The 16,009-nt window shown below is 39.4% G+C and carries 14 protein-coding genes, 1 tRNA gene and 2 pseudogenes; 2 read left to right on the forward strand and 15 right to left on the reverse strand.

Going from position 1 to position 16,009, the window contains the following annotated elements:
• Positions 1–140 precede the first annotated feature (140 nt).
• From KCTC52924_RS04185 to KCTC52924_RS04235, 11 genes and pseudogenes are all read right to left on the reverse strand, one after another.
• On the reverse strand, positions 141–1,124 hold the full coding sequence (locus tag KCTC52924_RS04185; protein WP_251807029.1) for an NADP-dependent oxidoreductase: 984 nt from the start codon (positions 1,122–1,124) through the stop codon (positions 141–143).
• A 17-nt stretch (positions 1,125–1,141) separates the two neighbouring features.
• Positions 1,142–1,505 (reverse strand): annotated as a pseudogene (locus tag KCTC52924_RS04190) (hypothetical protein).
• Positions 1,506–1,648: 143 nt separating this feature from the next.
• Positions 1,649–2,527, reverse strand: coding sequence for a mechanosensitive ion channel family protein (locus tag KCTC52924_RS04195; RefSeq protein WP_251807028.1), 879 nt, complete (start codon positions 2,525–2,527; stop codon positions 1,649–1,651).
• Between the two features lie 208 nt (positions 2,528–2,735).
• Positions 2,736–3,263: a PRC-barrel domain-containing protein gene (locus KCTC52924_RS04200; protein WP_251807027.1), complete on the reverse strand. Its 528-nt coding sequence runs from the start codon at positions 3,261–3,263 to the stop codon at positions 2,736–2,738.
• A gap of 38 nt (positions 3,264–3,301) precedes the next feature.
• Positions 3,302–3,904, reverse strand: a complete 603-nt coding sequence (locus KCTC52924_RS04205; RefSeq protein ID WP_251807026.1) for a hypothetical protein — start codon at positions 3,902–3,904, stop codon at positions 3,302–3,304.
• 99 nt (positions 3,905–4,003) lie between these two features.
• Complete coding sequence (locus tag KCTC52924_RS04210) at positions 4,004–4,150, reverse strand: lmo0937 family membrane protein (RefSeq protein ID WP_251807025.1); 147 nt, start codon at positions 4,148–4,150, stop codon at positions 4,004–4,006.
• Between the two features lie 285 nt (positions 4,151–4,435).
• Positions 4,436–4,987: a ferritin gene (locus KCTC52924_RS04215; RefSeq protein WP_251807024.1), complete on the reverse strand. Its 552-nt coding sequence runs from the start codon at positions 4,985–4,987 to the stop codon at positions 4,436–4,438.
• A 28-nt stretch (positions 4,988–5,015) separates the two neighbouring features.
• Positions 5,016–5,687, reverse strand: a complete 672-nt coding sequence (locus KCTC52924_RS04220) for a flavodoxin reductase (protein ID WP_251807023.1) — start codon at positions 5,685–5,687, stop codon at positions 5,016–5,018.
• Positions 5,688–5,850: 163 nt separating this feature from the next.
• On the reverse strand, positions 5,851–6,165 hold the full coding sequence (locus tag KCTC52924_RS04225) for an HPF/RaiA family ribosome-associated protein (RefSeq protein ID WP_251807022.1): 315 nt from the start codon (positions 6,163–6,165) through the stop codon (positions 5,851–5,853).
• Positions 6,166–6,195: 30 nt separating this feature from the next.
• The gene (locus KCTC52924_RS04230) at positions 6,196–7,356 is read right to left on the reverse strand and encodes a hypothetical protein (RefSeq protein WP_251807021.1); all 1,161 of its coding nucleotides are present in this window, start codon (positions 7,354–7,356) and stop codon (positions 6,196–6,198) included.
• A 112-nt stretch (positions 7,357–7,468) separates the two neighbouring features.
• Positions 7,469–8,851 (reverse strand): NAD-dependent succinate-semialdehyde dehydrogenase, encoded by a 1,383-nt coding sequence (locus KCTC52924_RS04235; RefSeq protein ID WP_251807187.1) that lies wholly within the window; start codon positions 8,849–8,851, stop codon positions 7,469–7,471.
• Positions 8,852–9,153: 302 nt separating this feature from the next.
• Between KCTC52924_RS04235 and KCTC52924_RS04240 the strand changes: the two are divergent.
• A pseudogene (locus KCTC52924_RS04240) lies at positions 9,154–9,399 on the forward strand (integrase core domain-containing protein); the annotation flags it as partial.
• A gap of 132 nt (positions 9,400–9,531) precedes the next feature.
• On the opposite strand, the gene KCTC52924_RS04245 reads toward KCTC52924_RS04240, so the two are convergent.
• Positions 9,532–9,605 (reverse strand) — tRNA-Asp (locus tag KCTC52924_RS04245).
• 73 nt (positions 9,606–9,678) lie between these two features.
• Entirely contained in the window at positions 9,679–10,608 is a 930-nt protein-coding gene (locus KCTC52924_RS04250) for a DUF58 domain-containing protein (protein WP_251807020.1), read from the reverse strand.
• Positions 10,609–10,628: 20 nt separating this feature from the next.
• On the opposite strand from KCTC52924_RS04250, the gene KCTC52924_RS04255 reads away from it, so the two are divergent.
• Entirely contained in the window at positions 10,629–10,760 is a 132-nt protein-coding gene (locus KCTC52924_RS04255; protein WP_285903373.1) for a hypothetical protein, read from the forward strand.
• 30 nt (positions 10,761–10,790) lie between these two features.
• Here KCTC52924_RS04255 and trxA read toward each other — a convergent pair whose 3' ends face one another.
• Together trxA and dnaE are read right to left on the reverse strand one after the other, a co-directional pair.
• On the reverse strand, positions 10,791–11,108 hold the full coding sequence (gene trxA / locus KCTC52924_RS04260) for a thioredoxin (RefSeq protein ID WP_251807019.1): 318 nt from the start codon (positions 11,106–11,108) through the stop codon (positions 10,791–10,793).
• Positions 11,109–11,267: 159 nt separating this feature from the next.
• Complete coding sequence (gene dnaE, locus KCTC52924_RS04265; RefSeq protein ID WP_251807017.1) at positions 11,268–15,653, reverse strand: DNA polymerase III subunit alpha; 4,386 nt, start codon at positions 15,651–15,653, stop codon at positions 11,268–11,270.
• Positions 15,654–16,009: the final 356 nt, after the last annotated feature.

Below are 16,009 nucleotides of genomic sequence, written 5' to 3' on the forward strand. Positions count from 1 at the left end.
AATGGATTGTAAACTAGTGGTTGTATTTTTTGTAGTTTCCATTTATTTAAATATTATCAATACCAAATTTTTAGGAGGCGTAGACGCACTTACATTATTTACTGTTTTTTTTAATTTTGATAGTCTCCATTTTTGGAGAGTTAAGAAAGCGTTATAATAACCTTTCCTTTTGCTCGTCCAGTTGACAAATATTCAAAAGCGTTTATTCCATCTTCGAAAGAATATATGAGATCTACTACTGGTTTTATAGCTCCATCTTCAACCAGCCTTTTGATATCATTGAGTTGCTTTGCATTAGGTTGCATCCAGGTATATTTATAAACAGCTGATTTCTCTTCAATCAATTTTGATAGTTTTTCTGGTAGCTTATAATCGGTCATACCCATATGCTTCGCGGTTTCCTCGTCGGGTGGACCAACTAGCGTAGTAACTTTTCCACCTTCTTTAATAATTCCGAACGCATCGAAGGTATAATCCCCTCCCAACGTGTCGAAAACGATGTCTAAATTATTAGCGACTTCCTTATAATCTTCCGTTTTATAATCAATCACACGATCTGCTCCCAATGATTTAACCCAGTCTACATTTTTGGTGCTGGTGGTGGTATAAACTATAGCCCCTTTCTCCTTCGCATACTGAATGGCAAAACTCCCTACACCTCCAGAACCGGCATGAATAAGAATTCTGTCGCCTTCCTTAATTCCAACTTTTTCTAAAGCTTGAATTGCTGTTAAGCCTGCTAACGGTAATCCGGAAGCTTGCTCAAAAGATATGTTTTCGGGTTTTTTTGCAACCAGATCACTTAGTACGGCTACAAATTCTGCCACGGTACCCATTTGTTCCTGTGGTACTCTGGCGTATACTTCATCACCAATTTCGAAATTGGAAACATCAGAACCTTTTTGAACCACAACCCCACTTACGTCATAACCAATAGTAGCGGGTAGGTTTAATGTTAGCATGCCTTTTAATTTTCCTTCTACTATTTTGTAATCAATAGGGTTTAAGGAAGCTGCTTTCACAGCTATTAAAATATCTTTATTTTGAAATGTTGGTTTGTCTTGATTTCCGAAGGAAAGACCTTCTCTTAACTCACCGTATTTTACTATTTGTAAAGCTTTCATATCTGTTACGTTTTAATTTATTTTTTAGAATTTTTCCATGACCGCCATGCACCAGACGACCAAAGCGCCCAAGCGATGAGAACCGGTTGAAAGAAGAGCCGGGGTTAACCGGGCTCTATCAGGATTTAAAGTTCCAAAAACATCTTTTCCATCAAGGTATTGGGCTACATTACCCGGGAAAACCAGGATAAAGAATATGGCCAAGGCCCATCCAACATTCCCTCGTTGCTTTTTCCATAAAAGTAAGGTCAGACCTAATCCTATTTCAACAATACCAGATAATATGACTACTAAATTTATGCTCAATGGAACCCAATCTGGAACTTGAGCTTGGAAATCGATTCTATAAAAAGTAAGATGACTAAATCCGGCATAGACCATAAAAAGGGCCAATAGTATTCTAAAAATATTTTGCGATAGAGAAATATCGACTTCTTTTTTCTAAACTGTATTTTATAGATTAACAATTAAAAGGAATCTGATAGACCGTTTTAGCACATTGCGAGTTTCATAAACTTGTGATCTTAATTTACTTCATTGGTTACTCCTTTCGTATTCAATTCCATTTGGGAGAGTTTTTGCCCGCCTTTGATGCCAAAGTCCAATGTGCGTATTGGAAAAGGAATGGTAATATCTTGTTCATCAAATGCTTTCTTAATCGCTTTTATGGCTTTGCTTTTCATAGTGAAGTAGCTGGGTTCTCCGGGGTATTCGATCCAAAATCGAATATTAAAATTAATCGAACTGGAGTCGAATTCAGAATAGTCAAAAACCATCAAATCTTTATCTATCACTCCCTCCAAGTTTTTTATTGTGCTCAATACAACATCTTCAACTTTATCAAGATCATCTGCGTAAGAAACTCCAATAGCTATATCAATCCGCCTCTTTTCTAAGACAGAAAAATTGTAAAAGGCATGCTGTAAAAAGTCTTTATTTGGAATGTAAACTTCTTGGCCCTGAAAAGTCTCAATAGCTGTATCGCGCAAGCCAGTTCGGGTTACTTTACCCATTATATCATTTACTTCTATGATTTCCCCAATTTTAAAAGGTCTCCTAAAAGCCAGGATAATACCCGAAACAAAATTTGCAGCGATATCCTGAAAAGCAAAACCCAATGCCAAGCCTATCACCCCAATTCCTGCGAGTAGTGAAGTTACAGCCTTATTTAACCCGAGTACGCCAAGCATAATAAAAAGTCCAATACTCAGGATTGCTCCATAAATTATGGTGGAGAATAAATGTTCCAATGCTTCGTTATTTGATGCTTTGATAAAAAGTTTTGTAAACAGTTTGCTTCCAAGTCTGGCAAGCACAAGAAAAATTACTAATAACAACAAGGTCACTGCCATATTGGGTATCAAACCTATGAAGGTATCAAGCCAACCTTCTAACTTTTGCACTACCGTTTGTATGGGTTCCGCTACTTGCGATTCTATGTCCTGTATCATTTTCCTATTCTAAATTTACTATTCTAAATTTATTATTATTTAATGGGTAGAACTTCATGAATTAAAGATGAGCCCTTTCATTTTCATTCCAGTGCTTCCTGTCACAATTACTTCTCTGGCATCTGCCAATACATTATAAGGTGATTAATTCCATAAAATTTTACTCCATATCTCTTTGAAGAAAAGTATTGTTAAACTCTTCACGATCATAAAATCCATCAACAGTATTCGAACTGTGAATCGTGCCATCTCCCCTGTAATGACGAAGTAAATTTAATTCATATGCAAAATCTATAAGATCTCCTTTTCTGAACCGTTTAGCTTTAGCAAAAGTCGAACTATCAATTTGATTGGTATTTACAAGTTTGTTCTTCTCATCAATAGTTGCCATTCCGATAGGAATAATCAGGTGATTTTCCCCTTCCTTGTTTAAAAACTCATGCACGCCTTCGCTAATTCGGTTTTGATACGTGTCATGCCCCTCTTCTATCAACGTTTCATCTACTTCAACATCTAGATAAACTACTCGTTCGGCAGTTTTATTTACCAGCAAATGATCCACTTTCCCAATAGCACGGTTATTTGCATCTTTTACATTCCAGCCCCTTACATCGTTATAATTCTCGGCCACTTTATAACCAGATAATTCGTCCAGGCTAAAAAGATTTTTGTTTGTATCTGTCATCATTCTAATTATTATAGCCTGCATGCCGCAGGCATGATTAATCAATTCATTTTTTGAAGAAGGTCAGCAGCTTTTGCGAAATAATTCTTAACTGCATCTTTTTGATCAAGCGTAAGTACTCCAAATTTTATTGATTCTGATGCGCTTTTTAATTCTTCAACTTCATCTACCAAACTAGGATATTTTGACTTTTGGATGTTTTGCAATACATTGGTTAAAATATCATCCGCCTTTCTAATGTTATCCGCATGTGTAGTTTCAAAAGGATCACTTGAAATCATTTTCGCATATTCCTTTACCTTTTCTATGTCTGCCTGAGCTTCATATCCAACCTCATTGGCCATAGCATTAGTGGCTTCAATTAGTTTCAATAGCGCTTCATTTGTATATTCATGATCCAGACTCATCTTTTCTTTATTGTTTTCTACAAAATTTACATAAGCCGCAACGGTACCGTTATTTTCTTTTACCCCTAAAAGGTCAGATTCGTTCGTATTAGTGATGTCATCTGCTTCAGTTACTGCCTCTGTATTTTTGCCGTTATCACGAAATACCAGAAAATATAAAAGCAATGCAACGATGACAAGGCCAACTAACAACCACGGCCAAATCTGTTTTTTCTTTTCAATCTTAATTTCTGCCATAATAATTTTATTTTTAAGTGTTAAAATATTTATTCGATAACATTTTCTTTTTCAGCTATGGTCAGAAAGACTACAAAGAAGATATATTAATTATAGTATTCATTTGCCTTGAATGAGTTTAACAACTATTGCGATAATTGCAATAACAAGCAATATATGTATAACCCAACCGACTTGAAAAGCAAAAAATCCGATTGCCCAGCCAATAATAAAAATTACCGCTACGATGTAAAGTAAATTTCTCATAATTGTTTTTTTTAAGTTATTATTTTTATTATTAGTGTTTTGATAGTATTGTGACCGTTTGAATTTGAGATAGGAAGTTATGCCTTAACACTCTATTTTGTGTTACATAATCTCAGTAATAAGTTACATCATTTACCCATTTCCCAGCCCATTCCCTAATCCCAAATGTGATCCTGCATGATGTTAGTTGGTTTTAGATAGGTTCATTTTTAAGATCTTACAATCATTTTGCCTTTTTTACCGTTAAAATTTACGTAATGATTTTTCTGGCAACTCCTTAAATTTTCAGGGGTTCTCGCTAGTCACATCTTCAGCTGCAGTTACTTCATCAGATATATTTTCCATATCTCTGTCAAATGTGTACATAGCATTACTACTCATTTTTTCACCTCCGGCTATTTTCATTTTATCCAATAAGTTCATCGCGAGGGTTTCTTCTTCCACTTGTTCCTTAACAAACCATTGCATAAAATCCCATGTAGCCCAGTCCTCCTCATCAAGACTTTTCTTTACTAGTTTGTACACTGCTTTTGTATTGTCCACTTCGTGCTCGAATACTTTTTCAAAGCAGTTGTTTATACTTACCGGATTCTCCGGAGGAGCGGGAATAGCTGACACCTCTACTTCAGCACCTCTTTTTAAAATATATTCCAATATTTTCATCATGTGGTTCCGTTCTTCTTGTGCATGTCTAAAAAGAAAATTGGCTATACCACCGAATCCCTGTTTGTCTGCCCATGCTCCATAAGATAAATATATTTGCGAAGCATGTGCTTCCTTGGTCATTTGTGTATTTAACGCTGTTTCAATACTTTTTGAAAGTCTGTTCGTGTTCATATGAGTTTACAATTAATTATGTTGATAATTAAAATACTTCTTTGACAATTGATTTTTTATCCACATTCAAATCAGCTAATTGCTTTTCGATTGCTTCCATCATTGGTGGAGGGCCGCAGAGATAAAAAAGTTTATTTGTACCGCCACAGTTTGCCTGAATGAAATCTTTGGTAATTTGACCATTCGCATAACCATCCACTTTTTCATCCGATAAAATGTTGATGAAATTAGTGCCTAATAATTTTTTGAATTCATCTTCGAGTATGATGTCATCCTTTGTTTTGTTGGCAAAGACGAGTTTGTTATTTCCTATTTTATTTTCCGATTCGAGTTGCCTGAAAATAGAGATGAAGGGAGTAACTCCCGCACCTCCGGCTATAAATACTCCTTCGCCTTTATAGCTGATCGCGCCAAACACCTCATGTAAAATCAGCTCATCGTTTGTTTTTAAATTGAGTAATTCGTTTGTCACTCCTTTGTGCGAGGGGTATGTTTTTATAATAAACTCAAGATGGTTCTCCTTGGGCAAACTGGTGAAAGTGAACGGATTTTTTTTAACTCTCCAACCATTTTTGTTTATGGAAATTTCCGTGGCCTGACCAGGGGTGAAGGCGTACTTTTCAGGTTTTTTAGTAAAAATTCTCAAGACATCATGAGTAACCTTGTCAATTGATTCTATTTTTACAATATGTTGATTCATCTTATTTTTATTCCTGTTTATGCTATATCACTTGGTGTTGGTTTTCCATTTGGAAGTTTATTCAAGATGATTACTTTATTCATGATTTAAAATTTTTATAGACAAGCCTTTAAACTTAAATAAAAAGCTAACCGCTACTTTTATATTATTAATGCTCTTAAGTTTAATAATTCTTTAAGCGACCCTCTATGGTTTCTAATGAAGCCTTTAATTTTTCAAGCGCATCATTCACCGCTATTTCTACAGTATTAGCATGGCTAGTAACAGCAATGGGTTGTTTATTTTCAATCCTCGCTTCGAGCATACAACGTTTGTCGTTCTGTCCATTTTTCTGACTATTTTCATCCGCCAGATGAACTTCAATTCTTGTTATATGCTCACTGAAGTTAGATAGTTCTTCTTTTATTATTGAGTTCAAATAACTTTCAAGTCTTTCATCTCCAGCTATATTTTTATCTGTATTTAATTGAATTATCATGTTTTTTATTTTAATAATGATGAGATTTGTTTAGAAACGGAATATGGCTGCAAGACCTGTTTGCGAGGGCATTTGGTCTTTGGGCACAACCACGACCGAACCGCCCATTTTATGGACCAATTCACCTAATTCATCCAGTTGATCGCCTAATAAAGGTTGCGTTTGATCAGCCATTTCAAATTGGCCTGTGTCTTTATTTCTTAACCTGCCAGTAATGACACGATGTGCTTCCAAGAGAATGGTATCCACTCTGCCAGCTTCCGCTGCATCAGTCACCTCATCCATGCTATCACTTCCTAATTCTTTGGATTTTACCTGATTGAATTTTTCTGCCAGTGTCTCCATTTTCTTTATATAAATTGGTTGCATCACTTCCCACGACAGTTCCGCCAGTTTTTCTGCAGAAATAGCTTGGGGATCGATCTCAATTCCTTTTGAAAGCAAGAGTGGATTTTTATCTACTCGATTAAAGAGAGAATGATGCTCGGGCAAGGAAGCCAGTATCAAGTGTAAACCACTAGGCTTGGAATAACGCTTATAAACTGAATCAGACACAACACGAAAAAATCGTTCAGCATCACCGTCCACTTCCTCTTTTTTGCCACCATGCCCATGATGCATGTTTGTGCTGCTGCCATCCACGCCACCATAAGAGGCCACGGTAGCATGTTTCTCAGTCAGGTCCTCACCCAGAGCTGCATCCATTGATTTTGGAAAATCTTCAGGCAGTTCGATTTCAACAAGTGAATATCTATTGCCTTCATAAAGATGAATGTTCTCCAGGGTTAAGGTCAGCACATGATAGCGATCTATCGATTGCAAAATACGCCGCAATGGTTTAGTGTGGAAGCTATCGGATACTATCACCAGGGCTTCAGTAGGCAGCTGCAAGCGAATGATTTCGAAATGTCCGTACGACCCCAACACCGCAAGGCCCTCACTTGCATGATTCCAGCATTCCTGATCCAAGGCAAGTGCTTCAAAAGGTGCTAATAACTTATCAATGTCGGCAGTCGGATATTTTTCCGTTACCGACTCCCTGACTTGTTTCACTAAGTTTTTGTATCGAATCATATCCTGCTTATTTTCAGGATGCGTTCGATGTGTAGGCATGTAAAGAGAGATACATGGTGCTTCTGTTGCAGACAGCAGTTTATTAAGTACTTCTTGTGTAACCGATTGTATTGTCATCTTATTGGTATTTATTGTGAGGTATTTGTTAAAACGAGACTCCTTCATACATTTGTTTGCTGTTATTGCACTTTATAAAGTCTCCATAAAAAGTTCTATTAATGGATCCGGGTTAAAACGGATCATTCAGATCACTAACCCGAATGAGTTTTTTATTGACAAACTCCTGAATTCCCAACTCTGAGAGTTCACGGCCAAAGCCCGAACGCTTTGTTCCACCAAAAGGAAGATCGGCTTGTGTCCAGGTAGGGTGATTAATAAATACCATACCCGTGTCAATTTGATCCGCTACTTTTTTGCCGCGTTCAATGTCTTGGGTGAATATTGATGCACCCAAACCAAAATCAGAATCATTGGCCAGATCTATGGCGGCCTGTTCGTCTTTCACCACATAGAATGATGCGACTGGGCCAAATAATTCTTCATGATACGCAGCAATACCAGGCTTCAAATCGGTAAGTATGGTCGGTTCCATAAAGGCACCTTCACGATCTGAACGTTTGCCTCCCAATAGAATTTTTGCTCCTTCATCAACAGAACGTCTCACCTGATCAGCTAAGTGAACCGCTGCTGTTTCGCTGCTTAAAGGACCTAACTCTGTTTCGGGATCCATAGGATCACCTACTTTCATTTTTGATAACTTGTCTTTGAACTTTTTAATAAATTCATCGGCTATGGCTTCCACTGCGATAAACCGCTTGGAGGCTACACAGCATTGACCATTATTATTCATTCTACCAACTACTGCCCACTCTACCGTTTTTTCTATATCGGCATCTTCTAGTATAATGAACACATCATTTCCACCTAACTCCAGAACAACCTTTTTCAAATGTTTTCCGGCTTCCATGGCAACACTTGCTCCTGCTTCTTCACTTCCCGTTAGGGAAACACCTTTTATTCTTTTATCTGAAACCAATGCTGATGCATGTTTGCCAGTGATGAATAAATTGGTATACAATCCTTCAGGAGCGCCTGCTTCTTCGAACAGTTCTTCAATAGCAGCAGCACATTGCGGAACGATAGAGGCATGCTTAAGCAAAATAGTATTGCCCACCATAATGTTGGGAGCTGCAAATCGCGCTACCTGATAGTAAGGAAAATTCCATGGCATCACACCCAACAATACGCCAATGGGACTATTTCGAATAAGGGCGCTTCCATATTCCGGATCCAGCACTTTATCGGCAAGAAACGCTTCTCCGTGATCGGCATAATAATCAAGGATATTGGCGCTCAAGTCAATTTCTGCCTCGGCCTGAGCAAGGAGTTTGCCCATTTCTAAGGTAATGGTTTTAGCAAGTGATGATTTTTTGACGCGCATGAGGGTCGCTACTTTATGCAGCAGATCGGCGCGTTGTTGGTAACTTGTTTCTTTCCAATCGATAAAAGCTGTTTGTGCTTTAGCTACCTTGGCATCAACGGTCTTCTCCGTCATTTCTTGGAACGACTTTACTGTCTTATTTGTGTTTGGATTAACTGTTTGTATGGACATATTGATTAAGTTTTTAATTACGTGGTATGGGAAATATTCCTCTATTGTTTTGAAAGCAATTCCAAAAACACGCTTCACTTTCATGACTCAGAATAGCTAAAGTCAAAACTGGTTAAATGACTTTAAGTAAGTTAGGGCCATTATATATTAGTATGTTACACAATTCCCTTTATTAGTTATACAATTCTCATACTGGCGAATATCTATTGCGTAAAAAATAATGACGTGGAGGGGTGGCCTTTGAAAATGGCCAAGTTTTTCTCGTTTCTAGCTGTCCGTTTGTAATTTTTCCTTTGAGTGGAGTTATATTCCATTCGGATAGGGGGTCTCAAAACGCCAGTTCCACCTTTACCGATATCCTGAAAAGATATAATGGGTCGATAAAACAAAGTATGAGCAGAAAAGGTAATTGTTGGGACAATGCAGTAGCTGAATCATTCTTTAAGAGCCTAAAGGTAGAATGGGTCTATGCACATAGCTATAACCTAAAGTCAGAAGCCGAACTATCTGTCTTCCAATGGATAGAAACCTGGTATAAAGAAGAAAAATGTAGAGTTCTTCCTTTATAGAGTAACGACAATTTTTGCATAAACACAACAATTGGTCATGATCCCTTTATTCCGCCCCTGATTCGTCCCTTAAAACGAAAAAAGCCCTCAACTTGCGTTGAAGGCTTTTAGCGGTCCGGACGGGACTCGAACCCGCGACCCCCTGCGTGACAGGCAGGTATTCTAACCAACTGAACTACCGAACCGTGGCGTTTAGCGAGTGCAAATATACACCCCTTATTTTATTGCGCAAACATTTTTCGCAAAATATTTCAACTTTTACATAAATTTTTGTCGTTCCACCATAAATGTGTTCATCACCTTCGAGAAATCGCCCTGTATATCTACCTCCACATACTTTATCCGGTATTGCGCACATTTTAATTTTAGGGCACTAAAATAGTCCCGCATCTCTTTTTCATACCCTTCTTTGATCAAATCTGCATACAAATCTACATGAGCGCCTGTTTCTGTATCCAAAAAACGCTTGGGTGTATTCTCAAAATTAAAGGAAAGTTCCGTTTCCTTGTCCATCACATGAAACAATACCACCTCGTGCTTATTGTATTTCAGATGCCGAAGGGCCTCAAACAACTGTTCGTCGTCCACAGCGGTCTGCAACATATCCGTAAAGAGGATTACAAGGCTTCTGCGCTTTATTTTCTCAGCTATAAGGTGTAAGTAGGCATAGGTTCCCGTTTCCTTCGCAGGCGTGGTCTCCTTTACTATTTCATTTAATTTAGCCAATACCATCTGATGATGTCTTTCACTGCTCTTTTCTGCGGCGTAAAAATTATAACTGTCCGAATACACACTTAAACCAACAGCGTCTCGTTGCTTTTTCAATAGCTGCATTAATACAGCAGTAGCTAGCACTCCAAAACCTATTTTATTCAAATTATCCAACCCAAGCTGCTTTACCTCCGGATAGTACATAGAGGCCGAATTGTCCAATATGATATGACAACGTAAATTGGTCTCCTCCTCATAACGTTTGGTGTACAGCTTATCTGTCTTTGCAAATAGCTTCCAATCTATATGTTTGGTACTTTCTCCCTTGTTGTAGATTTTGTGCTCGGCAAATTCAGCTGAGAATCCGTGAAAGGGACTCTTGTGGATACCACTGATAAATCCTTCCATTACCTGATTGGCCAATAGCTCCAGATTTTGGAAGAGCTGCACCTTATGTATCTCGTCCTGTAGGTTCATAATGCTAATATAATGAAGAAATGGACGTATTGGAAACCTGGTTGGTAAAAACCACTGCGCCTAAAAATCTGCCCCCTAAATCTCCATTGGATTCCTTACAACTAGAGGTGTATCCAAAAAAAAATCCCGCCGATAGGCAGGATTTTTTTTGATGTGTTATTTTTGTTTAATGGTCAGCAAGACTACAACACTGCGTCAATTGCATCGGTATATACTTTTTTAGGGGAAACGCCAACTTGTCTGCTGACAATCTCACCATTTTTAAAGACCAATACCGTAGGAATATTTCTTACGCCGTATTTTGCTGCAAATTCTTGATTGGCATCCACATCTACCTTACCTACAACAGCTTTACCGTCGTATTCCGTGCTTACCTCATCAATGATAGGACCTACCATTCTACAAGGCCCACACCATGCTGCCCAAAAATCCACCACTACCGGTTTATCACTTTTTAAAACTACCTCATCAAAAGTAGCATCTGTTATTTCTAATGCCATGTTTCGTTGTTTTTAAATATTATACAAATTTAGACAATTATTTCCCCTTTTCCTTACATAGTCTTTATTGGTTTTGATTATGACATTATCAATAAAGACTATTCTGTTACTAATAGTTACTCTCTATTGCCATAAACCTATACAAAGCAAGGTTCCAAACTAATTCAACTTGTAATGTACTTCTTTTTCGTTCAATTGCAACAGTAGTTCACTTGAAATATTGATTTTCCGTTTTCTACAAGTCATGTTTACTTTTATCTTCTCTTCCATTTCGTACACCACAAAGCTCAGCGGATGACTCCCATCATGCGAGATCAAAGTATCTTTTAGATCTAGGATAGTATCTTCTTTTAATTGGGTAATATCCAATTTAATGGTCAGCTTCTTTGCAAAGGTCTCCATTACCTCCTGCAGCATCATAATCATATTAAACTGCATTCTGGGATCGCTCTTTTTTCCGGTATCACGATTCACCCAACCTTCTTTTATAAATATCTTAAAATAGGCAAATGAATTGATCATTAAGAAGTGCCTATACTTTAAGTATTCTTCCCCAAAGATGCGGAACTCCATAGAATCTGTATAGTCCTCCACTATAAACGTGGCCCATCCCTTTCCATTTTTGGCGGTCCTATGTTGCACATCCGATATTACTCCAGCAAAGGTAAGCTCCTTATTGACGAATTCGCCCATATTGGCTACTGCAGTTATATTGGCGTTGGTAAAGGCCTTTATTTCAATATTAAAATCGTCCAACGGATGTCCGGATATATAAATCCCGACAACCTCCTTTTCCCTTCGGAGTTTCCCCATGGTGCCCCACTCCTCACAAGGCGGCACTTCAGGCTCTGGAATCTGCACATCACTGGCATCACCGAAAAGACTTACTTGGGACGAATTTTTATTTTCCTGATACTTATTCCCATATTTTATCACCTTTTCCAAAAAGGTTATCCCATCCCCTTCATCGTGAAAATATTGTGCTCGATGCGTATTCCCAAAGGAGTCGAATCCGCCTGCCAAGGCCAAATTCTCAAACGCTTTTTTATTGGCGGCTCGCAGATCGATACGCTTTGAAAGATCGAAAACAGATTTAAAGGGTCCGCCCTCCTTTCTATGCTCCACTATGGTCTCCACAGCACCTCGGCCAACCCCTTTGATGGCCCCCATACCAAAACGCACGGCCCCTTCCGCGTTTACGGCAAATTTGTAGTAGGATTCGTTTACATCTGGCCCCAATACCGCTAGGCCCATCCGTTTACACTCCTCCATAAAGAAGGTGACCTGCTTTATATCGTTCATGTTATTGGAAAGTACCGCCGCCATATATTCGGCAGGGTAATGCGCTTTTAGGTAGGCCGTCTGGTACGCAATATAGGCGTAACAGGTAGAGTGACTCTTATTAAAGGCATAGGAGGCAAAAGCTTCCCAATCTTTCCAAATTTTTTCTAAAACCTCTCTGGGATGGCCTTTTTTCTCACCGCCATCCAGGAATTGTGGTTTTAATTTTTCTAGAAGGGCAAAGATCTTTTTCCCCATTGCCTTACGCAAAACATCGGCATCACCCTTGGAAAAGCCTGCCAATTTTTGTGAGAGTAGCATCACCTGCTCCTGATACACTGTAATACCATAAGTTTCCTTTAGGTATTCCTCCATATCCGCTAGGTCATAGGTAATCTCTTCCGCCCCGTGCTTACGAGCAATAAAGCTCGGGATATATTCCATTGGCCCTGGTCTGTACAGGGCGTTCATAGCTATAAGGTCATCAAACACCGTAGGCTTTAGATCCTTCATGTGTTTCTGCATCCCGGGAGATTCGTATTGGAACACCCCTACGGTATCCCCTTTCTGGAAAAGCTCATAGGTCTTTTCATCATCCAAGGGAAAATCGTCGGGAACAAGATCTATATCGTGCTTTAACTTTACAATTTTCACGGTATCCTTGATAAGGGTCAACGTTTTCAGCCCCAAGAAATCCATTTTTAACAGACCAGCATTTTCCACTACCGAGTTGTCAAACTGGGTAACATAAAGGTCAGAATCCTTAGCCGTGGCTACAGGAACAAAATTGGTGATATCGCTGGGCGTTATGATTACCCCACAGGCATGTATACCAGTATTTCTGACCGAGCCTTCCAATATCCTAGCCATTTTCAGGGTCCGTGCTTCCAGATCATGACCTTCAGCGATATTCAGCAACTCATTGACCTTCTCCAACTCTTCGGAACGGAACTTCTTTTTAAGATCAGCCACACTGACCCCAAAAATCTTGCTCAATTTGGACATGGTCGGAATCAGCTTGGAAATCCTATCGGCATCTCCCAAAGGCAAGTCCAACACCCTTGCCGTATCCCGTATTGAGGATTTTGCCGCCATGGTCCCGTAGGTAATAATTTGAGCTACTTGGTTGGACCCATACTTTTTAATCACATAATCCATTACACGGCCTCTCCCCTCATCATCAAAATCGATATCGATATCGGGCATGGACACCCTGTCTGGATTTAGGAACCGCTCAAAAAGCAGGTCGTATTTTAAGGGGTCTATATTGGTGATTTTAAGGCAATAGGCCACCACCGACCCCGCGGCAGACCCCCTTCCCGGTCCTACGGAAACATCCATATTCCTAGCCTCGCGAATAAAATCTTCCACGATCAAAAAATATCCTGGATAGCCAGAATTCTCAATGGTTGTCAGCTCAAAATCCAGTCGCTCCCTTATCTCCTCCGTAATCTCCGCATAGCGTTTTTTGGCCCCTTCATAGGTAATATGTCTTAAATAAGCATTTTCACCTCTTTTCCCACCGTCCACTACATCTTCGACTACCTTAAATTGCTCCGGAATATCAAATATGGGCAATAGGACATCTCTAGCGAGCTCATAAGACTCTACCTTATCTACAACTTCTTGAATATTTAAAATAGAATCTGGTAGGTCCTTAAAGGCCTCCTTCATCTGGGAGTCCGATTTAAAATAGTATTCTTGGTTAGGCAGACCGTACCTATACCCACGCCCACGACCAATAGGGGTAGCCTGTTTCTCTCCGTCCTTTACACACAATAGAATATCGTGCGCCTCCGCATCTTCCTTGGCTCCATAATAGGTATTATTGGTAGCCACCATTTTTACCTGATGCTTCTGAGCAAAAGCCACCAAAACCTGATTTACCCGATCCTCATCTTCCTGGCCATGACGCATGATCTCTATATAAAGGTCATCGCCAAACTGCTCTTTCCACCACAACAGGGCCTCTTCAGCCTGATTTTCCCCAACGTTCAATATTTTACCGGGCACTTCCCCATAGAGGTTCCCCGTAAGTACAATTAGATCTTCTTTGTATTTTTCTATGACCTTGCGATCGATTCGTGGCACATAATAAAATCCGTCCGTATAAGCAATGGACGACATTTTGGCCATATTGTGATACCCCTTTTTGTTTTTGGCCAAAATAACGATCTGGTACCCGTGGTCCTTTACACTTTTATTAGTATGGTCCTCACAAACAAAGAATTCACATCCTAAAATTGCCTTTATCTCTTGTTCGGTAGGTGCTTCGCCATTCTCCAAAGCTTCAGCATTCTTGGCCTTTACTTTGGAATTATGACCGTTTACCGCAGTAACAAAATGGAATGCCCCCATCATATTGGCATGATCTGTAAGGGCTACAGCCGGCATTTTTTCCTTGGCTGCATTCTGAACCAGTTCTGCTACAGACATGGTAGACTGCAATACGGAAAATTGAGAGTGGTTATGAAGATGAACAAATTGTGCGTCCTCTAGGGTCCTTATATTTTCCTTGATTTCTTCCTGAGAAATAACCCCTGTATCCTTTGCCCATAACTTATCGGCAATTTTTTTGGAAGCTTTTTTTAGGTTGATGTGCTTTAAGCCAATCAATTGGATCTCCTGCGGATTGGCTTCTGAGAAATTCTTGAAATAATCTGGGGTTACATCCAGTTGCTCCTCGGTATATTCCTTGCGGCGCAATAGCTCTAAGAAACAACGGGTAGTAGCCTCCACATCCGCCGTTGCGTTATGAGCTTCCCCAAAGGGCTCTCCAAATAGGTATTGATGCAGTTCGGTAAGGGTGGGTAATTTAAACTTTCCTCCCCTTCCTCCGGGAATCTGGCACAGTTTGGCGGTATGCTCGGTACAGGTATCCAAGACTGGTAATTCCTGCAAGCTGTTCGCTACGTGGTACCGATGGAATTCGGCCCCCATAATATTAAGGTCGAACCCTACATTCTGCCCAACCACAAATTTGGCCTTCCCCAGAGCTTCATTAAACTTTTGAAGCACCTCTTCTATGGACACCCCTTTTTCCTGCGCCAATTCCGTGGAAATTCCGTGTATCTGCTCTGCATCATAGGGAATATTAAATCCGTCTGGACGCACCAAATAATCCTGACTCTCCACTAGTCGCCCCATATCATCGTGCAACTGCCAAGCAATCTGTATACATCGAGGCCAGTTATCGGTGTCGGTATACGGAGCATTCCAGCGCTTTGGCAATCCTGTGGTCTCGGTATCAAAAATTAGGAACATATTATGCTGACAGATTTAAGGTTCAAGTTTTATTGTTTAAAGTCTACTAGTAAAGGGCAATGCCTATGACACATAAAAAAGTTCAAACAGCTTATTGCAAGCCAACTTTTAGGTTGCCGTATAGCGATATTCTCCCGAAGAATTTAGTCTATTTTAGTCAGACAAAAAAGCCCTAGTTCTGAAACTAAAAACAGTCCGTAAAATTAAGGATATACGAGGCATTATAAAAATGGAATTACGAGGAGTTATTAACGCAACTATTAATTGCTATAATTTCGAAAAAATTATTGCCTAATTATTTAAATAACGTATATTTGCACCCGCTTAGGTAGTCCTTAGCAAAAAAAGAATTAATA

It is taken from the genome of Arenibacter antarcticus, assembly GCF_041320605.1.
Taxonomy (GTDB): Bacteria; Bacteroidota; Bacteroidia; order Flavobacteriales; family Flavobacteriaceae; genus Arenibacter; species Arenibacter antarcticus.